Annotated in this window: 25 protein-coding genes and 2 tRNA genes; 11 read left to right on the forward strand and 16 right to left on the reverse strand. The window is 32.8% G+C overall.

Features of this window, described 5'->3' with window-relative positions:
- Positions 1-70: 70 nt before the first annotated feature.
- From QWZ06_RS23460 to QWZ06_RS23475, 4 genes are all read right to left on the reverse strand, one after another.
- Complete coding sequence (locus QWZ06_RS23460; protein ID WP_290301554.1) at positions 71-670, reverse strand: hypothetical protein; 600 nt, start codon at positions 668-670, stop codon at positions 71-73.
- Between the two features lie 8 nt (positions 671-678).
- Complete coding sequence (dtd, locus tag QWZ06_RS23465; protein WP_290301555.1) at positions 679-1,128, reverse strand: D-aminoacyl-tRNA deacylase; 450 nt, start codon at positions 1,126-1,128, stop codon at positions 679-681.
- A 91-nt stretch (positions 1,129-1,219) separates the two neighbouring features.
- The gene (locus QWZ06_RS23470) at positions 1,220-1,693 is read right to left on the reverse strand and encodes a DUF4274 domain-containing protein (protein ID WP_290301556.1); all 474 of its coding nucleotides are present in this window, start codon (positions 1,691-1,693) and stop codon (positions 1,220-1,222) included.
- Positions 1,694-1,764: 71 nt separating this feature from the next.
- On the reverse strand, positions 1,765-2,148 hold the full coding sequence (locus tag QWZ06_RS23475) for a hypothetical protein (protein WP_290301557.1): 384 nt from the start codon (positions 2,146-2,148) through the stop codon (positions 1,765-1,767).
- Positions 2,149-2,326: 178 nt separating this feature from the next.
- Here QWZ06_RS23475 and greA point away from each other — a divergent pair, with 178 nt between their 5' ends.
- The 9 genes from greA to QWZ06_RS23515 all read left to right on the forward strand — a co-directional run bounded on the left by greA (position 2,327) and on the right by QWZ06_RS23515 (position 8,703).
- A complete protein-coding gene (gene greA / locus QWZ06_RS23480) occupies positions 2,327-2,797 on the forward strand; it encodes a transcription elongation factor GreA (RefSeq protein ID WP_068938932.1) in 471 nt (156 codons plus the stop codon).
- 58 nt (positions 2,798-2,855) lie between these two features.
- Positions 2,856-3,245 carry an HIT family protein gene (locus QWZ06_RS23485; protein ID WP_045492597.1) on the forward strand — a complete coding sequence of 130 codons (390 nt, stop codon included), beginning with the start codon at positions 2,856-2,858 and terminating at the stop codon, positions 3,243-3,245.
- A gap of 67 nt (positions 3,246-3,312) precedes the next feature.
- On the forward strand, positions 3,313-4,500 hold the full coding sequence (gene clpX / locus QWZ06_RS23490; RefSeq protein ID WP_290301558.1) for an ATP-dependent Clp protease ATP-binding subunit ClpX: 1,188 nt from the start codon (positions 3,313-3,315) through the stop codon (positions 4,498-4,500).
- 77 nt (positions 4,501-4,577) lie between these two features.
- The gene (locus QWZ06_RS23495; RefSeq protein ID WP_290301559.1) at positions 4,578-6,419 is read left to right on the forward strand and encodes a T9SS C-terminal target domain-containing protein; all 1,842 of its coding nucleotides are present in this window, start codon (positions 4,578-4,580) and stop codon (positions 6,417-6,419) included.
- Positions 6,416-6,562, forward strand: coding sequence for a hypothetical protein (locus QWZ06_RS28035; protein WP_353960032.1), 147 nt, complete (start codon positions 6,416-6,418; stop codon positions 6,560-6,562). Before QWZ06_RS23495 ends, QWZ06_RS28035 begins: the two co-directional genes overlap by 4 nt.
- An 8-nt stretch (positions 6,563-6,570) precedes the next feature.
- Positions 6,571-6,795 (forward strand): signal peptidase, encoded by a 225-nt coding sequence (locus tag QWZ06_RS23500; RefSeq protein WP_290301560.1) that lies wholly within the window; start codon positions 6,571-6,573, stop codon positions 6,793-6,795.
- Between the two features lie 61 nt (positions 6,796-6,856).
- The gene (locus QWZ06_RS23505) at positions 6,857-8,149 is read left to right on the forward strand and encodes a TlpA family protein disulfide reductase (RefSeq protein WP_290301561.1); all 1,293 of its coding nucleotides are present in this window, start codon (positions 6,857-6,859) and stop codon (positions 8,147-8,149) included.
- Between the two features lie 44 nt (positions 8,150-8,193).
- Positions 8,194-8,267: transfer RNA gene (locus QWZ06_RS23510), tRNA-Met, on the forward strand.
- Positions 8,268-8,629: 362 nt separating this feature from the next.
- Positions 8,630-8,703, forward strand: a tRNA-Met gene (locus tag QWZ06_RS23515).
- A gap of 182 nt (positions 8,704-8,885) precedes the next feature.
- On the opposite strand, the gene QWZ06_RS23520 is transcribed toward QWZ06_RS23515, so the two are convergent.
- From QWZ06_RS23520 to QWZ06_RS28040, 4 genes are read right to left on the reverse strand one after another with little or no spacing between them, the layout of a single operon-like run.
- Positions 8,886-9,656: a leucine-rich repeat domain-containing protein gene (locus tag QWZ06_RS23520; protein WP_290301562.1), complete on the reverse strand. Its 771-nt coding sequence runs from the start codon at positions 9,654-9,656 to the stop codon at positions 8,886-8,888.
- Positions 9,653-11,200, reverse strand: a complete 1,548-nt coding sequence (locus QWZ06_RS23525) for a hypothetical protein (protein WP_290301563.1) — start codon at positions 11,198-11,200, stop codon at positions 9,653-9,655. The genes QWZ06_RS23520 and QWZ06_RS23525 overlap by 4 nt, the downstream gene beginning before the upstream one ends.
- Before the next feature lie 2 nt (positions 11,201-11,202).
- Complete coding sequence (locus QWZ06_RS23530; protein ID WP_353960029.1) at positions 11,203-12,768, reverse strand: type VI secretion system Vgr family protein; 1,566 nt, start codon at positions 12,766-12,768, stop codon at positions 11,203-11,205.
- Entirely contained in the window at positions 12,765-13,100 is a 336-nt protein-coding gene (locus QWZ06_RS28040; protein ID WP_353960030.1) for a hypothetical protein, read from the reverse strand. Before QWZ06_RS28040 ends, QWZ06_RS23530 begins: the two co-directional genes overlap by 4 nt.
- A 598-nt stretch (positions 13,101-13,698) precedes the next feature.
- On the opposite strand from QWZ06_RS28040, the gene QWZ06_RS23535 reads away from it, so the two are divergent.
- The gene (locus QWZ06_RS23535) at positions 13,699-14,622 is read left to right on the forward strand and encodes a hypothetical protein (protein ID WP_290301564.1); all 924 of its coding nucleotides are present in this window, start codon (positions 13,699-13,701) and stop codon (positions 14,620-14,622) included.
- 20 nt (positions 14,623-14,642) lie between these two features.
- A complete protein-coding gene (locus tag QWZ06_RS23540) occupies positions 14,643-15,086 on the forward strand; it encodes a hypothetical protein (protein WP_290301565.1) in 444 nt (147 codons plus the stop codon).
- Between the two features lie 227 nt (positions 15,087-15,313).
- On the opposite strand, the gene QWZ06_RS23545 is transcribed toward QWZ06_RS23540, so the two are convergent.
- The 8 genes from QWZ06_RS23545 to QWZ06_RS23580 form a co-directional block, all read right to left on the reverse strand.
- On the reverse strand, positions 15,314-15,688 hold the full coding sequence (locus QWZ06_RS23545) for a hypothetical protein (RefSeq protein WP_290301566.1): 375 nt from the start codon (positions 15,686-15,688) through the stop codon (positions 15,314-15,316).
- A gap of 208 nt (positions 15,689-15,896) precedes the next feature.
- A complete protein-coding gene (locus QWZ06_RS23550; protein ID WP_290301567.1) occupies positions 15,897-16,508 on the reverse strand; it encodes a hypothetical protein in 612 nt (203 codons plus the stop codon).
- Positions 16,509-16,962: 454 nt separating this feature from the next.
- Entirely contained in the window at positions 16,963-17,289 is a 327-nt protein-coding gene (locus QWZ06_RS23555) for a helix-turn-helix domain-containing protein (RefSeq protein ID WP_290301568.1), read from the reverse strand.
- 191 nt (positions 17,290-17,480) lie between these two features.
- Positions 17,481-18,779 (reverse strand): tyrosine-type recombinase/integrase, encoded by a 1,299-nt coding sequence (locus QWZ06_RS23560; RefSeq protein ID WP_290301569.1) that lies wholly within the window; start codon positions 18,777-18,779, stop codon positions 17,481-17,483.
- 486 nt (positions 18,780-19,265) lie between these two features.
- Positions 19,266-20,564 (reverse strand): HlyD family secretion protein, encoded by a 1,299-nt coding sequence (locus tag QWZ06_RS23565; RefSeq protein ID WP_290301570.1) that lies wholly within the window; start codon positions 20,562-20,564, stop codon positions 19,266-19,268.
- A gap of 83 nt (positions 20,565-20,647) precedes the next feature.
- The gene (locus tag QWZ06_RS23570) at positions 20,648-22,840 is read right to left on the reverse strand and encodes a peptidase domain-containing ABC transporter (protein WP_290301572.1); all 2,193 of its coding nucleotides are present in this window, start codon (positions 22,838-22,840) and stop codon (positions 20,648-20,650) included.
- A gap of 82 nt (positions 22,841-22,922) precedes the next feature.
- Entirely contained in the window at positions 22,923-23,084 is a 162-nt protein-coding gene (locus QWZ06_RS23575; RefSeq protein ID WP_290301574.1) for a bacteriocin-like protein, read from the reverse strand.
- A gap of 93 nt (positions 23,085-23,177) precedes the next feature.
- Complete coding sequence (locus QWZ06_RS23580; protein ID WP_290301575.1) at positions 23,178-24,686, reverse strand: vitamin K epoxide reductase family protein; 1,509 nt, start codon at positions 24,684-24,686, stop codon at positions 23,178-23,180.
- Positions 24,687-24,719: the final 33 nt, after the last annotated feature.

Consider the following 24,719-nt stretch of genomic DNA (forward strand, 5'->3'; position numbering starts at 1 on the left):
TTTTTTTATAAAAAAATCCCCTTCAGTTTTGCTGAAAGGGATTTTATCATGTAAATAAAATGATGAATTCTTAACCTTCTTCAAATTGTTTTTCATTGATTTTATGATAAACAACCTGCTTTTTATTCATGATTTTATATTCAATTCCAATGCTGTCTTTATTGGCTTTAACAAATTTTGCCTCCTGAATAGGTGCTTGTTGCTCATCTGCCGGGATATCAATCGAAGGCCGCTGCATAACCTTTTCTAAAACCTCAATATAGGGAGTTTTACTGATTCTTTTTTCAAGAATACCCTTCTGTTGGTAAACAGCAATTTGCACTTTAGATAATGCTCCGGGACGATGCCTTTCAATTCGATAATTGCCATCCAGCTGAATCCTCTGGTAGCTGTCAATCCTTGAAAAATAACTGAGAAGGGCAAAGAAAGGAATCATCATTGGCAGAATACTCAAAATAATTCCGGCTACCAAAAAGCCGAAATACACCTTAATTGCTTTTCTTTTCCAAAGTTTGATGATAATGAAAACAGTCATCGCTAGCCAAAGCCAACCTATAATCTTATCCGGGTAATATCCGGCATAACTGTATTGATTAAAATTTAAAACAACTTCACTCAGGAAAATTAAAGTTATCACCAGATAGATGATCACTATATTTCTGTTTTTCATTTGTTTAATTAACTTTTTGTAATGGAATCCATAATGATGGTAACTGGCCCATCATTGATTAATGAAACCTTCATATCCGCTCCGAAAATGCCACTTTCAGTTTTAAGGCCGGACTTTGCCATTTCTTCTTTAAAATAATCAAATAATGGAATGGCCTTATCAGGTTTGGCTGCTTTAATGAAAGAAGGACGGTTGCCTTTTTTATAGTCTGCAATCAGGGTAAACTGGCTGATGCAAAGGAGTTCTCCGGAAATATCCTTTACCGAAAGATTGAGTTTATCATCTTCATCACCAAAGATTCTTAGATTCAGTATTTTTTGTACCAGCCAATCTGCATCTGCTTTCTCATCATTCTCATCAATGCCTACCAGCAGCATGAGCCCTTTTTCTATCTCCCCAACGATCTTTCCGTCTACTTTTACACTGGCTTCAGAGACTCTTTGTATAACGATCTTCATTTTTATTTTATTTTTTGTCTTCTGGTATTTTTCTTAGGAAGACATTTCTTCTTCAATATAATATTTTTAATAATGACTTAAAGAACCGGACTTAAAAAACCGGACTTAAAAAAACACTCTCATAAGTCTCTAAGGCGCGTTTCGTTTTTAGTGCTCTCATCTTTTGCTTACGTTCATCCTCAATTGGCATTTTTTCACCTAGAAATCCTGTATCATATTTATTAACTCCAGATAGATATAATCCTTTGCGAATGCCATTGATCAACGTTTTGCAATACTGACTTTTATAAGTGCTTTCTTCTGTATTATCATAGTTACTAACAATTGATGCGGGATCTTCATAATACATTTTTGCTTCTTCAAACTCCCAGAACAGCATCATAGCCAATCCCAGGTCGCATTGATTATGTTTTACAACTTCAAGAGGAATCACAAAACCATCATCCCAATTGTAATGGCTCATCAGTTCCCAAAGTAGTAAAGGGTCTTCAATCTTGTGGAGCAACTTTAAACGGGTATTCAAAGTTTCTTCCTCATAGATAATTTGATGTACTAACGGATTCATTATTTTACTGCTATAGTTTATTATGGACAGCTATTTATAATTTCTGTATGGGTAAATATAAAAGACTTTTTCTAGTAATAGATATTTAAAGTCTTGCTTCCAGCATCATAATTACAAATATATGTTTTTGGAGGAAGTGATGTTTTTCCTCCTGCCTCTGGTGTCCCATTTAACATCCATCTGGTCTTGTCTTTTGGGCAAACGATGGCAGTAGTACCCTGTACTTCAAGTGTGGTGTCATTATCTGGGCATAAGTGTGGTGCATTTCTATCAAATGCCTTGAATCCCGATGCCGTATTTACAACAATAAGACCCCTTGTTCCAGATTGTTGTTCGTTAACATAAATCCAGCCATTGCCGTTTGTAAGATTATAGTAGGCGGGAAGGTTCAAATTTAAAGTTACGCCGATAGGAACATTAGGAAACAGTTCACAGTATCTTCTCTTCTTCCGCATGAGTTTATAGTTAAAATACTGAAAATCAGTAAAATGAAAATAGATAGTATCGAAAAAGTTTTTTTCATTTCAATTTAAATTTTTATATATTTGTAAAAATTAAACGATTATAACACGTAAAACATTGTCCGGCAAATGTCGGATTATTTTTTTATACTAAAACTAAATTTTGAAAATTATGGCAAGCTATGTAACAAAGGAGGGCCTTGAGAAAATGAAAGCTGAGCTGGAACAGTTGGAAACTGTGGAAAGACCAAAAATTACTCAGCAGATCGCAGAAGCTAGAGACAAAGGAGATTTGTCTGAAAATGCAGAATATGATGCGGCTAAAGAGGCTCAGGGGATGCTTGAAATGAGAATTTCTAAGCTGAAAGACGTTATCTCAACTTCTAAAATTATAGACGAAAGCCAATTAGATACTTCAAAAGTTTCTATCTTAACTACAGTGAAGCTTAAGAATAATGCAACGAAGCAGGAACAGGTATTTACATTGGTACCAGATAACGAAAGCGACCTTAAATCAGGAAAGATTTCTGTAAATACTCCTATCGCTAAGGGGCTACTAGGTAAAGTTAAAGGTGAAACCGCTGAAATTACTTTACCGAACGGAAACAAACTTTCTTTTGAAGTATTAGACATTTCTCTATAGTCTGATACCCTCTTTCATTTCTAAACTTCTAGTATTTTAATCTCTAACTTTTATAAAAATGAGCACTATATTCACAAAAATCATCAACGGAGAAATTCCCTCATATAAAATTGCAGAGGATGAAAACTTTATTGCATTCCTCGACGCAATGCCTTTGGTGAAAGGACATACTTTGGTAGTTCCTAAAAAAGAAGTGGATTTGATTTTTGATCTTGAAAGTGAAGAATACAAAAACCTTTGGGGATTTGCCCAAGAGGTAGCGAAGAAGATCAAAACTGCAATTCCATGTGTAAGAGTAGGAGTGGCGGTTGTAGGACTTGAAGTTCCTCATGCACACATTCATCTTATTCCTTTAAATAAAATGGAAGACATGAATTTCAGAAATGAAAGACTAAAATTAACGAACGAAGAATATACAGAGATTCAAAACTCAATTATTAATTCTTAACAAACAGAAAATCGTAAAAAAGTAATTTTTTACGATTTTCTTTAACATATACATATATTATTATAATATGAATCCAAACCAATGTTCTTTCTGCGGAAGAAAAAGAAATGAAGTACAGATGCTGATTTCTGGGCAGAACGGTTTTATTTGTGAAAATTGTATAGAGCAAGCACACGTTATAGTAAAAGACAGTGCTTCTAAGTCAGAACATTCACCTGCAAATAATATGGAAGATCTTAAAAAGCCAAAAGAGATCAAAGTATTTCTTGATCAGTACGTAATCGGACAGGATCAGGCTAAAAAACAGCTTTCCGTTGCGGTGTACAACCATTATAAAAGATTACTTCATGCTCAGGACGAAAACAGAGAAGTAGAGCTCGAGAAGTCAAATATTATTATGATAGGGGAGACCGGTACAGGAAAAACCCTATTGGCAAAAACCATTGCAAGAGAACTTAATGTTCCTTTCTGTATTGTAGATGCTACTATTTTAACAGAAGCAGGATATGTAGGGGAAGATGTTGAAAGTATTCTTTCAAGACTCTTGATGGTAGCAGACTATGATGTGGAAAAAGCTGAAAAAGGAATTGTCTTTATTGATGAGATCGATAAGATTGCAAGAAAATCAGACAATCCAAGTATTACAAGAGACGTATCCGGTGAAGGAGTACAACAGGGATTATTAAAGCTGTTGGAGGGAAGTATTGTAAATGTACCCCCACAAGGAGGAAGAAAGCACCCTGATCAGAAGTATATTCAGGTGAATACTCAAAATATTCTGTTTATTGCAGGAGGAGCTTTTGATGGAATCAAAGAAATCATCGAAAGAAGAATGAATAAGCAGGCTATTGGTTTCAGTTCTGAAAAAATCAATAAGACTGATGAAGAGGAATATGTATTAACAAATATTAATGCAATCGATTTGAGATCTTTCGGATTAATTCCCGAACTTTTAGGAAGATTTCCAATCATCACTTATCTCGATAAACTCACAAAAGAGACGTTAGTAAGAATTATGAAAGAGCCTAAAAATTCAATTGTGAACCAATTTGTGGAGCTTTTCAAAATGGATGGCACGGATTTGGTAATTACAGACGGTGCAATCGAAAAAATTGTAGAGGAAACGATCGAAAAAGGATTAGGAGCGAGAGGTCTGAGAGGGACTACAGAGAAGGTCTTGGAAGACTATATGTTTTCAATCGGAGAGGAGAAAAAGATTGTATTAACGGAAGATAATATTTTGATTAATAGATAAAAAAAAGTTTTTTTTTTAAAGAAAAAAATAATACCTTTGCGGGTGAAGATTGTATTAACACACAAATAATTTATACAATGAGAAAAAGTTTATTTGCTATAGGTCTTTTAGCAATCAGTTATTCTGTTCAGGCGCAGATATTATGTCACGTAGACACTGGTGCTAATATGTATGTGAGCGAAGGCACCCTAGTGTATAGTGGTGGCGGTGTACAGACAAAAGATACTGGTGTTCTGGATGTACATGGAAATGTCATGATTGTAGGATCAGGTACAGATGCTTTTAAAACAATTGATGCATTAGGTGCAGATAAAACCACTAGTGGAGATAATATTGTTTTAAGGCTAAATACCCCTGCTACTTATGCCGCTTCTACGTACGGTCAATTGTACATTAATGGACTCACTCAGTCCAACATTACAGGTATTGTAACTAAAGAATACCTGACAGACAAACAAGGTAACGGCAATTATTTCCAACAAATTGCACTTCCCTTCTACGGTAAAGCTTACAGTTCATTATCAACTGAATTAGGAAAAACATTCGGTACTGTAAGAAATATTCAGAATCCTGGTAATATAAACAATGATCTTATTTTGCAATGGAATAATACCCAGGCTAAATCTGATCATATTACTGATTTGTCAAGCACAACCAGTAATGGCCCGGCTTATTATATGTTAGGTTCTAGAAATAACAACCTAAATCTTAATACGCCTGTTTCAGGTTCAGTGAATAAGATAAGCGGTAGACCATATGCTACCTTTGCTGCTGTGAATTTACAAAATGGAGGAAATATATATTTCGGTCCTGGCGGTAACGCAGCAAACAGTTACGGTGAAGCTTATAACTCTTATCTTCAGGATCAGTTTGATCTTCCTAACGGAGAATGGAATCCAACTTATGGTAAAAATATTTACCAGTTTGGTAACCCGTTCCTGACAAACCTGGATCTTTCTAAGATTGGTTATATTGAAAACGGAACGATTACTGACGGTAATAATGTTTCCAATATCATGGGGATTGAGTATACATCCGGTTCAGTGGTAACGCAGCCTAATGGGTATACTTTTACGACGGGTGCATTAAAGCAGACTTTTAATTTAGATGGAACTCCTGTTGGAGATATTGGATTAATTATCAAACCAATGCAGCCATTTATTATTAAGCTTAGAGATAATAGTGCTCAAACTTTGGATTTCAGTACCCTTAGAAGATTTAAGGATGTAGTGAGAGCAAATGGGACAGACTATAATGTAAATGCAGCTAAAACAGCTGGAAAAGCTAATAAAATTGCTGGATTAAGTGTTAAGCAATTAGGTGTTATTGGTCTTGATGCTAATGGCAATGAGCTTGGAAGAGCTTATTATGTAGTTTCTGCTACAGCCACTACAGGTCACCAGAATTCTATTGCCACTACGGTACAGGCTGCAGCTAGCAGCAGTAACCTTATTGGTACTTTTGAAGAGTTAACAACTGGAGGTTATGATCCGAATTATAATGCAAAATATTGGCTATATATCAACGAAGCTAATGAAAAAGATTTCTTAGGAAAAGATTTATTACTTTGGAATTTTGATTTTAGCAAACCGGATAAAAAAATAGTTTCTTATAAATTTGAAATCAGAGAGAATGCAGAAATGGTTCCTGCTGGAACACACAAGTTGTCTTCAGGAGTAGGATTTTTCTATAAAGCGTCTAATGGTTCTGTACAAGAAGCAAAACAAGGAGATGTAATTCCTGTAAGCTCTAAATCTTATAATTTATATTATGGAGAGCCTAATAAAGGAACTCTTGCAACTAAGGAAACTGCTACTACGCTTTCCAGAACAACAGTTGTATACAATCCTGCAATCAGTAATTATATAGTTAGATTCGACCCAGATTGGAAAAAGCAGATATTGAGGTTTATGATATGAGTGGTAAACTTATCATCTCTAAGAAAACTGTTGATACATCTAAGGATTTCGTAATTGAACTTGATGGTTCCGTTAAGAGTTCTTACATTGTAAAAGTTGTTTCGGATAAAGGAGTAATAGTTAACACCAAAATCTTAAAATAAAAATTAATATGAAAACTATAAATAAACTAGTATTTGCATTGTTTTTCTTTACCACAATATTGGTAAGTGCGGATCCTGATGATATGCCGGTTCCCGGAGGTGGAGGAACAGGAGGTCACGGTACGGGAGGAGCTCCATCAGCACCAATTGATATGTATGTATATTTACTGGCTGTGGTAGCTGTTGCGTTCATCGCATTTTATACTAAGAAGTATAAAAATATAAAAGCATAAAATTTTATTAAAATAATAAGAAACTCTCTGATTAATCAGAGAGTTTTTTTATTTTTACTCAATGAAAAAGATTTATACATTATCTGCGGTTTTAGCTGCATTTGCGCTGCAGGCTCAGTTTACAGTTACAGTTCAGACTCCAGCAGATTTTAAAGATAAGGATGCTATTCTATATACATTAAATGGTTCAAAAGACATTATTGTTACCAAAGAACAAAGTAAGAATAATACTTGGACGTTTAAATATCCAAATAACTATATGGGGATGATGAAGATTTACTTCCCTACAACCAACAATACAGTAAGCTTTATTTCTGAAAATAAGAATGTCAATTTCAAACTGGATATCCAGAATAATAAAGTGAAGGATGTTGTTTATCTGGATGAAGCCAATGAGCTGATGAGTAAACAACAGGAAGGTTCTCAAAAGAAAGAACTTATTTTACCTGCTTTAGCTCAGATTAAAGAATATTATAAAGACAATACAGACTTTGGAAAAGCTTTGAAAACAGAAATTGACAGGCTTTCCGGTACCGCTAGTTCTATTGATGCGGCAAAACATCCGTTTATTTCTTATTACAATACTAATTATAGCAAGTTTCTTGGAAACTCTGCAGAAGGTGCCAAAAAGGTTGATCAGGATGAGATCATCAATTTCCTTGATAAGTCTAATGATATGCTTGAAAGTTCATCGTTGCTAAGACCAGTATTGGTGTCTTATTTGAACTCCGGAGGTAATACGAATGTTGGAGGCTCAGTAGATAAGCTTTTAGAGCGTTTAAAGGTAGAAACACCAAGAGGGCAGACTGTATTATCTGAGCTTATCGATATTTTTGATGTTTACCAGATGGATGAGTTTAAAAGCAAATATCTTGGTATGGCTAAGAACCTTAAATGTACCATTAACGATAGATTGGCCTCTACATTGAAATCTAATGCGAATGTGGAAATGGGAGCTTTGTTCCCTAACTATAAGTTCCAGTCAGCAACAAATACTACGGCTAAATCTCTTCACGATGTGAAAGCTGATAAGAAGGTTATTGTGTTCTGGTCATCTACCTGCTCACACTGTGAAAGTGAACTTCCGAAGCTATTGGAGAAATACAATGATTTAAAAGCAAAAAATATTCAGGTTATTGCCTTATCTCTTGATGTGGATAAAGACTCTTATTCTAAAAAGATTGCTGCCTTCCCATGGATCAATGATTCAGAATTGAGAGGATGGAATAGTAGCTACGTGGATACATATAATGTACATGCAACTCCAACGTATTTTATTTTAGATGCTAATAACAAGATAATCAACAAACCAGATCATGTTGGGAATGTTTTAGAATATTTTATGTTAAAATAATTTTGGAGGTAAAGAATATTTTTCTATATTTGCACCACCAAAACGGCGAGGTAGCTCAGTTGGTTAGAGCGCAGGATTCATAACCCTGAGGTCACGGGTTCAATTCCCGTCTTCGCTACAAAAACCGCGATCATTTATAATGATTGCGGTTTTTCTTTTTATATAATTACGCTCATTTTTCCAGATCACTTTCGCTTATAATTGTTCGCTCTCTTTAGAAAAATGTCATCCGAAGACGTCAGCCTTATTTTAATTATTATGGGCTAGGGTAGAAATACTACTATTGAAGTTAGGACTCATAAGAATGGAAAGACTAAGAATCTTGATCTCCTTTTTATTTTCTGAGGTATATGATGCTTAAATCTTATATTAAATAACCAGTATAGTCTATTCTGTATATCATGTAAAATATATTTCAAATTTTATTTTCATTATAGGTCTGCAGATAATATTATTTTTTTATATTTGCACCACCAAAACGGCGAGGTAGCTCAGTTGGTTAGAGCGCAGGATTCATAACCCTGAGGTCACGGGTTCAATTCCCGTCTTCGCTACAAAAAAAATCCGTATTATGCTTATAAAAGGCATTTTACGGATTTTTGCTTTTAAATAATCCCGACATAATCCCGAATAGTTAGGTTCTAACCAAAGATCAAGTGTAAAAGTGTCAACAAGAAGACTAGCCATAAAAATAGTTTAATGTACAGTCTTCACGGATTAATATCAATCCAATCTTTCATTCATTATAATAAAAGTTAATATTTCTTTTTTCGCAGATAGTTTTAACTTCTTTAAAATTTTTGAGTTTTAAGCCTCTTGCGTCAATTGTTTCTAGTTTAGGTGCATTTAGAATAGCAATAGGGATTGTTGTTATTCTTGTACCTGAAATATTGATCCACTCCAAATTGGACATATTGTTTAAGCACTGAGGTAAATCAGATATATGAGTATTCTCTAAAGTTAAAAATTTTACTTTTTGTAATTTACAAATAGAAGCGGGTACTTTATTTATAACAGTTCCATCTAAATTAATACTTTCTAAGTTTGTAAGATTGTTTATATCATCATTGATTGATACAATAGGGTTATTTCTTAAATCAATATATGTTAGTTTTTTAAGGCTGTAAAAGGAATTTGGGAGCACAGTTATACTATTGTTTGGAACGTCAAATTGAAGTAAATTTGATAATTTCCCTATACTTTCCGGAATAAATGTAACTTTTTTCTTTTCATTGGCAACTTGAAATACCTTCATTTTTTGAAAATTTCCAATCCAATTAGGAATCGTAGAAGTTTCATTCATTAAGATTAAATCAAGATTTTTAAGTCTAAGATAAGTAAGTGAATCCCTTTTATTCCATAGTGAATCCATAACCATCCTTGTGCTATTTTCTATAGGAAAATCTCTTAATACTTTTTCTTTTTCATCATAGGCTGGGTTATTGTATTGTTGGCAAGAACATAACAATGGGATAAATAGTAAGATATTTAAGATGCTACTTCTCATATTTTCAAATCTTTTATATATAGAGCGTGAATATAATGATTAATCGTTAAACGGTTGTATTTGTCATTTTCTTCAATACTTTGTACTAATACGGATGCCTCGTTTTTTCCGTGGCTTTGATCCTTTAAATAAGTTTCAAAGTTAACGGACTTTTTATCATACTCATATACCTCTCTTTTCAATATTTTCGTAAGCAATTCTTCGGAAATATCAATAAAGTTAAAACCTAAATTATAGTTTTTATTAATTGGAGAATTAATAGCTCTTTTCACAGAATTTCTTCCCTCATTAATTGAAATTTGTAGTTCCTTATTCCAATTTTCAATAATAAATTCATCATTCTCTGCTTTCATTCGGTTTACAGTATCCATTACAAATGGTGGAATAATAGACGGCGGTGGAATCTTGTGGTCAGCCACTCCTCTTAATAAAGCGGCCATATCAGATAAAACACCAAAGATTCCCATAACTTCACCTACAATTTTTATTTTTCCTGCAAGACCTTTTCCAGATTCATATTCTATTGCATTAATTCCTTTGGGTACATTAGCTGATGTTTCGGTTCCTACATTTACGGCTCTTTTTATCTCTTTTTCAAACCTATTATCAATATCAGATACATCATAATAATAGTACTCAGAAGTTGCACCTTTTCTTATAGTACTGAAAAAGTTCTTTTTCTCCAGATTTCTTATTGCAATATCATAGGCTTTCTTTTCAAAAGCTGTCAGTTCTTTTTTTGCGCCTGTTCCGTAAGGTTTTGATAGCGTATTTACTTTATTGGCATATAGTCCATTTTTAATGGCTGAAACATACCAAGGACTTCCAGTTTCAACAGAATATATTGCAGGTAAGAGATGCTTATCCGAAGCATGAACGAAAATAATAGGCTCTACTATCTGTTTAGGTTTTACTTTCAGGTAATTCCAATTTTCCCAGGGTAGTTCTGCTACTTCAATAAAATTATTTTCATCAATATATTTACATCTGAAATAAAGTTCTAAATCCCTGCCTTCATCATCGGCCATCATTTTTATCAGTGCGTCTTCACTCAAAAGTAAAGATATTACTATTTCAGAATTTGCATCCATTTTCCAGTCTGTCAGTGCTTCATTGTTTTCAGGATTAGTACTTACCATATTTATTTTTTCGTAACCTTTGGTATTCTTGTAGCCTGTTAATTCCTTATTTGCTAAACTTAGAATATAGAGCAGAAAATCAAACTCATCCCATTCCCGTAATTCAAGGTTTACTTTTTTTCCTTCAGGAGATTTAATGTTCTTCATTTTCAAATGAAACTGAACCTTATCACCTAATTGAGCTTCTTTGATTTCCTTGCCTTCCTCATCTGTCCACCAACCCTTTTCAAAATATGTGTATGAGGATGGAGCTTCCTTTGGCTCTCCGAAATTAGTGCCTCCATCTGCTGTGAAGTGGCTTCCTTGTCCAGCATACACTGAAAACTCATCTGTGTAAACAGTCCATGTTTCGCATTCTATGCTATTAGTACCACCTACAATTCTTGTAATTTTTCCACCTGCCATATTTAGTGCATTTTAGATTTTTCTCCACTATTATTTTCAAAGTTTCCCTTTGTATGAAGCTCATTCTTTTCATCAGATACAACCTGCTTTTTATTGGATTGGTCTGTAACGTTCTTTGCTTTGGATTTTCTTTCTCCCTGAGCTATTTCCATAATATTTGATGCCATTAGTGAATAATCAGCAACAGCATTTTGTATCATCATTCCTCCTGCAAAACTGCTGTGGTTAACACCTGCGGTTTCAGAAATATTCATCCCGGCATTAGATGTAATATTCATTCCTGCAATCATACTAATGTTTTCCCCTGCATTGAAAGTCATATTCTTTGGTGCGGTTACTGAAATATTTCCTTGCCCATCCATAAAATAAGTATTACCACTTGGATCAATAATATTTACACTTCCTTCAGCATCATTCATCAAAATGCGGATTCCGCTTCTGGTTTGAATGGATTTAAGATGATTATTGACTCCACCTCCTAAAGCAACATTTCCATGGAACATTCCACCCATGGCAAAAGGAAAATCTGGATTATGATATTCAAAACCTACCATTACTTGATCTCCAATTTCAGGGATTGCTACAAATCCTCTATTCTGACTTATTGCATCTGTTCCCCCTGCATCTGGACTCATCATCCTGATAAAGCTTGTTGTATCATTCAATTGCCAATCGAATTGTACTTGTATTCTTCCTTGGTTTAAAGGATCAACATTGGAGATAACAGTTGCTACTTGTGGCTCTGCTTTAGGTATTTCAAAATTAGGCTTAGGCATAAAACCTGTTCCTTCGGCAATTGCTTCAAAGCTTCCTGTGTAATATCCTCTTGCATCAACTTCGTGATTTACCTCAGTAATCATTAAAGTAGTAAAATGCGAGGTTTGATTGCTGTCTGGTTTTCTCATAGCTAAGTCAGCAACACAACCAATATATAGAAACGGAACTGTTGTTTCTCCTGAAACTGTAAAAACATCTACTGCCTTACTACCTCTTGCACTCTTTTGGGAATCATCTACATCACGAAACATATTGGCATTAATGGGAGTAGGGGTTAATGAACGAGTTTTAAAGATATTATCATTCAATTCATAAGCTTTGGAAGATAACTCACCTAAATGCTTAATATGATTGTCAACACCCAACATTTTTGTATGACTGCTACTATTGTAACCAAAATATTCAGGCTTTGTGTGAACCGCTTTGAGTTCAATGGTAACATCATTTACATTACTACCATCAATAAGTTTAATGGACTTTTCATTAGGTGGAAGTTTTCCAAAATGTAGGACTTCTCCATCATAATAAAATTGCTCTCCGTAAGCTTCTGCAATTCTGGCAAGGTAATTATAATGAGTTTCACAATACTGTGCGCTATAGTTGATGTAGCTATTATTTTGAGTATCTACCCTAAAATCAAAATCATTTGTACCCAATGCTTCTTTAATAATTCTGTCTGCAATAATGGATGTATTTACAGATTGATCTCCTCCAAAGCTTTGAGTGTGTGGAGCAGAGGCCATTAGAATTGTGGGACTGTAACCTTTGAGTACAATATTTCCCAAACTCATTTTTCCTTGCTGAATGCTACATTTGTAATAATTCCTACAAATGTTCTCTCTGGGTTTTCATGCTCTGGATCTTTATATTTAAAGGTTACGGTCAATCGTTTTCCCATGAATTGTCTTGCCTGTTCAAGATTATAGTTTTGGGTTTCAGCCAAAGAATCATGAGCCAGGATAAGTTCAAAGCTATGATGTGTTTTAGCACTCTGCTGTAAACGGAAATGTTTAAAATGGTTGATAGGTTTTCCGCCAGCTATAATATCAAGCTGAATGACACGATTGATACCTGAAATATGGTTTTCAGAAATCTTCTCTGAATTTGAGATTTTTTTTTTCATAAGATTATGTGTGTTTTATTATATCACCAAATATAGATAAAAACAGTGCCAAAGTAGATTATTTTGTAACTATTTAAAAAAGTGTAGTAAAACTACGATCAAGTATAAATATTAAAAGGAGGAAGCATAATTAATGGATAAGATTTAAAATTTATATGTTGTAGCTTTTATAACAATCTGCTTATACTGCTTTTATTTTTTTGTTAGAAAAACTTAATAATTGGCTCCTAAACTTTTTGAGAATGTAAATAGTAACTTAGAGAAGGGAAAATAATATGTGAGATTAGGATAGTAATTTACCCGGATTTACCAAAAAATTAATATTTTTGTTTCAGAAATAAACCCTATTTGTTAGGGTGTTAATATACATACTAAAAAGTCTTGTAAGTAGAAATCGGCAAAATTTCAAATAGTAAAACAAGACGGATTAATTGGTATGCCTCTAAAGGCGTATCCTATCCGTTGTTTTACTATGGCTTTGCCGAGCCACTACTTACAGCGTGATTTGGATGCGCTGTTTTCTTTTTATCTGATTACGGTTTTCCATAAAGATTTTTTTAGAATGGCTTTTATTTTTGAAAGTTAAAACTCAAGTTATATGGAAACACAACGACCTCAGCTAAAACAATGGTATAATAACAAAGTCCTACTTATTGTTCTTTTCTTTTTATTTCCTCCTTTAGGAATTTATGCAATGTTAAAACACAAAACCGATACTTGGAAAAAGGTATTGTACATCACTCCTTCTGCTATTGTTACTATTTTACTGACCATAGGAATAATAGGCTCTTTCTTTGTAGATAGTTATAAAAGTGGTCTTGATTATTATAATAAAAAAGATTTTGTAAAGGCGTATGATTTTTTTCAGATGGTAAAACAGGATGATAAAAATTACAATGATGCTATTGCAAAAATTTCTGAAATAAAACCTATTGTGGATAGTATCAACACTGCAAAAGGAAATGAAAAACTTGCAAAAAATCAAAGAAAAGAAGAAGAAAATATAGTTGGAAAACATGAGAAAGGGATTGTTGATGCTTCATTAGAATTTCCTGTAGATCAACAAAATTTCATTAAAGCAGTTGAGCAGGCATATAGCGATTATAAGGATGCTCCCAACGAATTAAAAAAATCGGCAATTAGAACTGAAAGAGGTAACCTCATCAAAAAAAAAGTTGATGGAAAAAGAAACTTTTCAGATTGGGTTGTAGTTGTAAAAGAAATGCATACTACAGGGAAAGGAAAGGCTTATTTTATTGTTAAAATTGATGGGACTAATATAGAAATGGGTACAGTAAACAACGAGCTTTCCAATATGTTTGAAAATTCTTTAATCGAACAATCAAACCCTATTTACAATCAGATTTCTGAATTAAAGAAAGGTGATGTAATTATAATTAGTGGTTCATTCTTTCCTTCGGATAAAAATGACTATATCCAAGAATTAAGTTTAACAGAAGAGGGGAGTATGAGAAAACCTGAATTTCTTATAAAGTTTACCAAGGTTCAAAAAAAGAATTAGAAAATTAATCAAGTATTTAGATGAAAACAAAAAAATATTTTTATAAGTTTTTTTTATTTAGCCTTCTTTTGATTTTTACTTCCATGTTCAGCCAAAAGAAGGAATATATTATCTTGGCCAAACCAAAAATAGTTTCGTATGAAAATGTTTCAATTAAATTTGAAAAGCATTATGATATGATTTTGGTTTCCTTGAATGCTGTAAAACCAAATACCTCTGTTATTTACCGGGGAGTTGTTAGCTCTACAAAAGGCTCATGGTTTCTAAATAGTTATTTTTCCAGTAGTGAGGGTTGGCATAAAGTAGAAAGTGTAGATAAAAGCTCTGGTTATTTAGACTATAACAATCAAGGAGTAATGGAATTTACTTTATCTGATATTGTAGATGTCTATAAGATTTATATTTTTTCCAGTGAGCTTCCGGATAAAGATATTGGTATATTTATTCAGGTTAATAAAGAATAATTCCAAAAAATATCAACTTTTAAATTAGCACAAAATTACAGTGAGGTATACTTCTAACCTAGTGGAGTTCTTCAAATGTGTCAATATTTTAATGGTGGGGGTGCTAATCCCTGCCTTATTTTTGTCTTAAAACCCTTATAATAAAGAAAAATCCCCTAAATTCTATAAATAGGAAAGTAGGGGAATAAATAGAAGCTTATTTTGATGGATTTTTAGTTTTACCCACCCTATCGTTTAATGCTACCAAATATATTTTCAATCTGTTCCTTGTTAAGGTAACTCATGTATTGCCTTAATTCTGATGCTCTTTTATCAGAAGGTAATTGATTGAGGTAGAATTTAGTTTTTGTAAATTCGCTCTTCAAGGATTCATAGATGAGGTTTCTTGTATTATTGCTTATCTCATCATTTCCTGTGCATAATAATTTAATAATAGGTTTTAACCTTACAAATCTTTCATCCGGGCTAACATAGTTAATACTCTTATGAAGCTGTTTAATATTGTCCTCGAATAGTTCTAATAGGTTTTCTTTTGCTTTAGTACTTAATTTATTTCGAGATCCAATTTTTCTCCCGCTGTTTCTTGAATTTTGTTTATCCATTTTATTAAATATTTATTTGTTGTTTTATAAAATACTTGCAATGCTTTTTGAAAAAGCGTTGCTTCTATTTTTGTTTCTATATCTTTTTATATAGAGTTCTATATATGTCCATCTTTTACTCAATATTGATGTAATTTTTACTCAAAATGAATGTAATTTTTACCCAATATAATCCATCTTTTACCCATTTTTTTTTACAATCCATGTTTTACTCACTTTCAATTTTGTATTTGGTTTTTAATTTCTCAAATTCTTCATATATGAAAGAGGGGATCTTATATTGAGTTCCACCTTGTTTTATTATGAATTCTCTATCAATTAAATCCTTCTTGTGTTTAGATAACATTGACTTTTTTATACCTAAGTAATAGCAAAAAGTTTCTTCATTAAAGAATCCATTGTTATTTTTGCTCTTCCGAAATAGAGAATACGTTAGGTATAATAGGAGGTATTTTTTTAGTCTGATTTTGTATGCTAACATAAATTCAAAATAAACAATTAGAAAGTGTCCAATTGGAGTAAATTTGTTTGCTGTATCTGCATTTAGTCTATATCTACCTTTCTCTTCTTCAATAATATGATTTTGTTCTATAAGGACTTTTAATTTTTTGTGTAAGGTCTTTCGTGTAATTATAGAATATAATTTCTCTTCTATTTTAGACATATTTATTTTTCCAATTTCATTTCCTTTTGAGATTTTCATTAAATAGTACAATAAAATGTATGATTCAAAATCTGCTAATTCCAGTTCTTTTATTACATCATAATAGATAATAATGAATTGAAATTGTGGGTATTTTTTATTATCTTTGTAGTGCATAATTCATTTTGTAAAGACTTCCTCAAATTCCCTAAAAGAGGAAGTCTTTTATTATTAAATGTTATTAAAAAGGTTCTTTTTCAGTATCTCAATGCTGAATTTTAGTTTGTTTTTTGGGATGCGATCTGGAAAATAGAAGAAGTGTAAAATTTGAGTATCATGATGGTAATAGACAATGATGAAATCTTTTTTTCCCTTTTCATTAAGGTTATTTCCAATGTAAAGATTAAAGTCAATAGGTATTAAACCGGTATGAAGAATTTTCTTCCTTTGTTTATCAAAACTCATTAACACATCCGTAACTCCAGCATCTATGAGACATTGGTCTTTAGGCGGTTCAAATTTTAAAAAATCGAATAGATAGAGACGATCACTAGTAATTTTATCAAAAATGCCCTTTCTTCCAGATTTGACATACTTGAAGTGTTGAAACTTAATCCTATTCACCATAATACTAAATTTTAGGATTAGAATTTTGTTTCAACATTGCAGTCTCTACATCTTCTTTTTTGTAGAGAACTCTTTTGCCTATTTTATGAGGAATAAGAGTTTGTGATCTTTGCCAGTTTGAAAGTGTAACTAGACTTACTTTTAATAATGCACTAGTCTCTTTTCTTGTTAAAAACTGGTCTTTAATTGCTCCTTGTTTGCTTTTGTTGGAAGGATTTTCTTGTAAAATCTCATAGATGTTTTTTTCTTCCAAAAGCTTTTTAAGCTCTGCTTTTATTGTTTCCGTAATTACAGACTTGAGTAATTCCTTACCTTCATCTGAAAGAAGCAAAGAAAACATTTTTTACTTCTTTTGTTAATATTTTATATTTTTCATGAAGCAAAGATATAGTGCTTTATTGTAATTTGCAAATATTAACCAGTGTAATGTTCAGTAAATCAGTATTTTAAGTGGGGATAAGTGGGTTGGGATAAGTATTTTAACTTATTGACTTATAGGTTTTTATAAAAAATGAAAAAAAATTAAATTTTCTTAAAAATTGGTAATGAATTTTTTAGTTCATCTTGTTGTTCCCAGTATTTAGCCACCTGCTCTATGTGCTCTTTTTGGGTGGTTTTAATATACTTCATAAATTGAGAGTGGCTCTTATGTCCTGTAATGGCCATTATAGTATTATCTGGTAACTTTCCATAATGATTGGTTGCAAAACTTCTCCTTGCTGTATGACTTGAGATTAGTTTGAATTTTGGATAATATCCCTTTTCTTTTCTATTTGTGTTAGGATTTTTAATATTTCCTAGAGTCATTTCATTAATTTCGGCTTCTTTGTTGACTTCTTTAATGTACTCATTAAATTTTTGTTCTGAAATAATATGGGGGAGCTGATTGTTTCTTTTTGTTAATATTTTTCTTACTTGTTGATGAATAGGTATTTCTATGACTGCTCCCGTCTTTTGAGTCTCAGAAATAACAATGGAATTTTTGTTAAACAAGAAACTATTGATTCTTTTTAAGTCGGAAATCCTTAAACCAGTCCAAACACCAATAATAAATAAGTCTCTAACATTATCTAATCTCTCATTTTTTGATAAATCTAAATTATAGATGAGGTCAATTTCTGAAACGCTTAAATAGGTATCTATTGGTTCATCTCTCCTAAATGTAAATTTTTTACTTTCTGCTTCGTGATTGGTTTCTAAGTTTTGTTCTTTGGCTTCTTTTATAAATCCTTTAATTGTAGAGATATTCTTTTCGATTAATGTGTTAGAATATTTTTTATCAGTTTTTAAATAAGATGTAAATTGTCTGTGAAATTCAAGGTTAATATCTGTAATTTTTAACCGAGTCTTCTTAACTTGTTCAAAATCTTCTATTTGATTTTTAATTGTATTATATTTTTGGATGGTTCGGGGAGATATTACTTTTCCTGTTTTGGTGTTTACCCTTTTTTCTGATTCTTTGGCAAAATTTTCGATAAATGGTGCAAAGAAAATTCTATGGTCTTCAATGCCTTCAGGTCTTTTGTATAAATTTTCAATGACTTTAGATAACCACTTTGAATTTATAATGTCTCCTTTGCTATAATCAATATTAAACCTCATCAAAATTTCCTTTTTCAAATTTTCTATTAAAGGATTAATGTGGTTTTTTATACTAATGTCTGTGTTAGGTTTAAACTTTTGCATCTTCTCACTCCAGTCATTGGGATTAATTAGAATATGAGATTGAGCATTACAATCAATATTTCTACCATGATAAAAACGGATATTAAGACTTGAGGGATTACCTTTTTTAATACAAGAAAATTTTATACTTGCCATATATGTACTATAATATAGCAAATTTAATAAAATCCCGACATAATCCCAATAATTTGCTTTGTTTTATTGTCTCTAAGTTTATTAATTTGTATTATTAAATCATTGTGATTGCTATTTATAGGATGTTTTAGAGAGTGATAAAGAAAAGTTAAGAGAAAGTTGATAAAGATAATGCTAGTCCCGTCTTCGCTACAAAAAACGACAATCATGTATAATGGTTGTCGTTTTCTTTTTTAGACAATTCTATTCATTCTTTAGAATAATATTCGTTGACTACTTTTCACTCTCCTTAGAAAATACCATCCGAAAGGTTCAGTTATATTTTAAATAGTAAATGTTAGTGTGGAAATACTCCAATTAAAGTTAATAGCGAATTGAAATTTGAAACAGGTATAGATTTTTGTATTCTTGCTTTCAGAAATAAGAGCATAAAAAACCGCTTCACAAATGATGAGAAACGGTTTTTTATTTTAGTATAAAATTTTATCAGGTCTGGTATCCTAATAGTTTTCTGATCTGATAGAAGAATCTTTCGATAAGTCTCAGGTCTTGGGTTACAATTTCTGCATTTCCTCTAAGCTCTTTATCAAATTTCAGATTTTTATTATAGCTTGTTTTTAATCCTTTTGGTAAAACGACATCTACATAGTAATTTCCTTTATCATCCGGGATAAGTGATATATTCTGAACTTTCCCTTCTATGATTCCATATTCCTGAAAACGATAATTGTCTAGTTTGATCAATACTTTTTGCCCTGTCACAACCTTTCCTGAATTCACTGTAGGAACAGACATTCTACCTACTAAACTCTTTTTATTGTCGGGTAATATAGATACAATAGGTTCTGCTGCTTTTACGAATTGATTTTCACCAAAAAACTGTTGGAAGCTGGCAACACCATCCGTAGATGAAATAACAAGGTAATTTTGTTCCCAAAGCTTTACCGCTTTCCTTAATTGTTCGAACAGTTGTAAAGTTTGTGACGAATAAGTGATTTTATCTTTTTCTGTATTGATAACAGTTCCACTTTTTGTTTTGTTTAGATTGGAAATACCTTCATCAGCTTGCGAAATAGAAATATTGAGGTTTTCAAGATTCTGTTGAGCCTGAAGATATTTGATTTTTTCATTCTCAAGTTCCATGGCAGAAATAACTCCCTGATTAAATAGTTCCTGAGATCTTTGAAAGTTCTTTCTGGTAAGATCATATTTGGCTGATTCCAGGCTTTTTTGTTGTTTCAAAGTGGTAATTCTCGCTCTTGCTTCAGATAAACTTTGGTTAGTTGCTAGGTTTTCAGGAGCATAGGGTTGTAATCTTGTAAAAAGATCTTCATCCTGAAATGCTTTTGCAAAACTATTGTATTCACCTTGCACTTCTCCTAGCTTATATCTTGACGTCTGAGCTATAGGAAAAGAACTTAACTGGTTTGGAGATATAGAGTCTATCAGTTGTTTTAATGCAATAACATCCTTGTAGTTGGCTGCTGATAACATGACCATTAAAACTTGATTTTTCTTTACTTCCTGATGATCTTTAATGAATATCTTCTCAACCTTAGAGTTGATTCTTGCCTCTAATTTTTCCGGAGGATTTTGAGACGTTACTATAATAGGAGCGGGTACAAACTCCGGATATTTTATAATGTAACTCATTACAAAAATAAGTAGGATAATTATAAATATCATAGTGTTCCCCCAACGGATCATCCAGCTTGGAGGTTGGGTAAGAATATCCTGTACACTTTCTGAACGGAGTTCAATATTGTCTAAAACTTCTTCTTTCATTGTTTTCTGATACATTTCCACCTCAAATTTAAAAGGGGATTTAATTTAAATTAAGCTTTCAGGTTTGGTTTCTGATGCTGGGATTAATTTCCTAGTTCAAGCTGGTTTCTCACCAATCGATAATATTCACCGCGAAGATCTACCAATTCGGCATGGCTGCCTTCTTCTACAACTTTTCCTCTATCCAATACAATGATTTTATCAGCATGCTTTACGGTGGAAAGTCTGTGGGCAATAACGACTGCTGTTTTACCTCTGAAAAATTGTTCAAGATTTTCCATAATAACCTTTTCATTATTAGCATCTAATGCAGAGGTGGCTTCATCAAACAAAATATAGTCAGGAGATTTATAAACAGCTCTTGCTATGAAAAGTCTTTGCTTTTGTCCTCCACTTACTCCTACACCTTCATTTCCGATCTTTGTATTGTAACTTAGCGGAAGCCCTTCTACAAACTCTTTAATATTGGCTATTTCTACGGCACGCCTTAATTTCTTTTTATCAATATGATCTTCACCAACAGCAATATTATTGGCAATTGTATCATTGAATACATAACCTTCTTGCATTACGACTCCGCAATGATCTCTCCAGAATCTAGGGGAGATATTTTTCAAAGCAGTATTCCCAATTCTGATATCACCACTATTCGGTTCATAAAACTTCATCAGAAGCTTTAATAACGTTGTTTTTCCACTTCCACTGGCTCCTACAATAGCGGTTGTTTTTTGATAAGGTATGGAAAGACTTAAATTTTCAAAAACCGGAACATCAGATCCGATATATCTGAATGACATGTCGGTAATTTCGATATCCCTTTGTGGAATATCAGTAACATACTGCTCTTCTTTATTTTCTTCATCCTCTTTATCGTGAATTTCACCCAATCTTTCAAGGGAAATTTTAGCATCCTGAGTTTGCTTAATAAAATCGATAAGCTGAAGAAGCGGACTGTTTAGCTGGCCAATAATATATTGTACAGAAAGCATCATCCCTAAAGTTAAGTTTCCGCTCAATACTAATTTAGCAGATAGGAAGCTTACCAAAATATCTTTTATCTGATTAATGAAGTTTCCTCCTACAGATTGCCATTGCTCTAAAGACAATGATTTTATTCTGATTTTAAATAATTTTACCTGAAGGAATTCCCAGTCCCATCTTTTTTGCTTTTCGGCATTATGCATTTTGATTTCCTGCATGCCGTTGATGAGTTCAATTACTTTACTCTGTTCCTGGGAAACCTGGGAGAATCTTTTATAATCAAGTTCTTTTCTTTTTTTCAGGAAGAACGTAATCCATCCTATATATGCTACAGCTCCCACAAGATAAACAAGGAATAGTCTGTAATCATAATATAGAAGAACAATGCTGAAGATTATCAAATTGACCAGTGAAAACAGAGTGTTTAATGATGAACTCGTAAGGAGCTGTTCTATTCTGTGGTGGTCATTGATCCTCTGCATAATATCTCCGGTCATTCTGGTATCAAAGAAACTGATAGGAAGTCTCATCAGTTTGATAAAGAAATCGGAAATAATAGAAATGTTAATTCTGGCTGAAAGATGGAGAAGAATCCAGCTTCGGATGGTCTCTATACCCATTCTGCCGATAAATAACATGATTTGTGCAGCTAAGACAAGATAAATAAAGTTAATATCTTGGTTTTGTATCCCAACGTCTACAATACTTTGGGTAAGAAACGGGAAGACAAGTGATAGTAAACTTCCTGCGAGAAGTCCCACAGCAAGTTGAACAACAAGCGATTTGTATTTAAAAAGGTATCTGGAAAGAAATGAAAAGCTGGCTTTGCTTTGGTCATTATCAAACTCAGTTTGAAAGAATGCCGGTGTAGTTTCCAGGATAAGGACAATTCCTTCTTCTGTGCTTTGATGAGCATTTTCTCCGATCCAGGATTTGATAAATTCTTCCGGAGTATAGGAAATCAATCCATAACTAGGATCAGAGATATATACCTTGTTATTTTTATCGGTTTTATAAACAACTACAAAATGGTTTTTATTCCAATGCACAACACATGGAAGCGGAACTTCTTCTACGAGGGTTTTGAAATCGACTTGAACTCCTAATGAACGGAAGCCGAGGTTCTCTGCTGCATCACTTAATCCAAGAAGGCTACTTCCCTCACGAGTTGTTTCAGAGAGAGCCCGGATTTGTTGCAGAGATATACTTTTACCGTAATACTTACTTACAATTCTAAGACATGTAGGTCCACAGTCTTTAGTGTCTGGTTGTTTATAAAAGGGAAATTTCTTCAAAACTAATAATCATTATAAAATGTCGCTAGAATATAACGGCATTTTTTCTTTATTCAATATTATAATTCAATGAAATGGTGGGCTAGTAGCACCATTTGTTACACGCATCTACTGCTCCTTCTTTAGGAGGATTTATTTTGGATTCGCAATAGCTGGATTCATACTGAATTCTTGCGCATTCTTGGGTGATACCGCCTTTCAGTGTTTTTAGACTTTCTTTTGAAAGTTTTTTGAGATTTTTCATAATAAATAGTTTTTGGTTTACCTACTCTTTATAGCTTTTCGGTGGCTGCTTTTATTGTTCCTAATATAGTGAATTTTACATCACAGGTGAAGATTAAATTTCTTCGTCTTCTATGAGTTCATCAACAAAGAATGCGATGTCTTCTCGATCGTATTTTTCTGGAAATTGGTAGCCATTAATGATCAGAATAGGGGTGAAGTTAAGCCCTGCATTACTGTTCTCTATACTCATTTGAATCAGTGGATTCAGGTTTTCAGAGGTAGGAACTCCACCAGACAGAGTGTTGATCTTATTTTCGTCTCTTGTTTCGAACCATTCTTCCACTGCGTGTAGGAATTCTTTCTCTGGTTTATTGTTGTAGATGTAGGTAAGATCTGAAATTAAGGTGTTGTATTTCTCATTGGATCTTTCAGGAGTATAATTGAATCTCATTTGTAAAGAAACATCATCAGGATATTTCTTTAAAAGACTTTCCACCAGTTGATGGCCACCTTTACAAAAGCCACAATAAGGATTAGAAATAATAGAAATACGAAGTCTTGCGTCTTTTTTTCCCACTGAAAATGTTTCAGTATCCTGAAAGACGATTTGATCTTTTTCTAATAATTGACTTTTGAATAACTCGTAGTTTCTTTTAAACCTAAGATTTTTAGCATTAGATTTTTGAAGTTCTTCTTTTTGTTCAAGCAGTGTGTTAAAATATATTACTGCTGAAAAGATGATCGCCCATAAAACAACCGTCAATAAAAGAGCGCCCACTCCAAAAGAAAGATTCTGGAAGAAGAAAGCACTGATTATTAATTGTCCAACCAGGATAGAGATGATTAAAAGACAAACTCTACAAAATGTTTTTTCAACAAAAGCCTGGATGTATAAAGAATAACCGATTGCCAATATTGAAACAAAAGAAAATCCTTTTATAAGATACGCGGTGGCGGGTAAAAATAATCCCAATATAGCTAGTCCGGTAAAATAGATCAGTGAGAAATCAGAAAACTTTAAACCTAAGACACTTGTTTTGTCTTGTTTAATAATTCTGTCGCAGGAGTTCGCAGTTTGAGCAGCAGGTGCAGCTCCACAAATACTTCCTATGACGGCAGAAGTGTTTCCAAATTTTTGATTGAATATTTCCAGTGAAATATAAACACCAGCCAATGAAAGGAGATTGAAGATCGCTTCATATGGACTTTGGTATATAAATGAATAGATAAGGATGATCGCAAATACAGCATACAAAATGGGTTTGAAATCGAATGCTGTTTTGTTTTCCGCATTTTCAGTCTTTTCAAACAGAAGTACAAAGTCTGTAGAATTTTTGTAAAGCTCTTCTTTGTCTAATGTTTTTGCCTTTTCGGAATAAACGGAGTAATTGCTTCCTGATTTTTTTACCAATGAAAATGCATTGTCAACAATAGCGATAAATTCTTCCGGAAGCTCGTCCCAATATTCTTTATCAAGCTGATAGGCATCATTTTTTACCCCTAAAAAGTTTAAGGTATCACTGAATGCTAATGCAGACGGATAGTTGGGATGAGAATTGAACTGGAAAATAAATTCCTGTTTATCAAGTTTTAGGTAGTTAATTAGTTTATCAAAAATCATATTAATATTTTCATCTAAAATACACAGATGTTT

The sequence above is a fragment of the Chryseobacterium tructae genome (assembly GCF_030409875.1).
Classification (GTDB): Bacteria; Bacteroidota; Bacteroidia; order Flavobacteriales; family Weeksellaceae; genus Chryseobacterium; species Chryseobacterium tructae.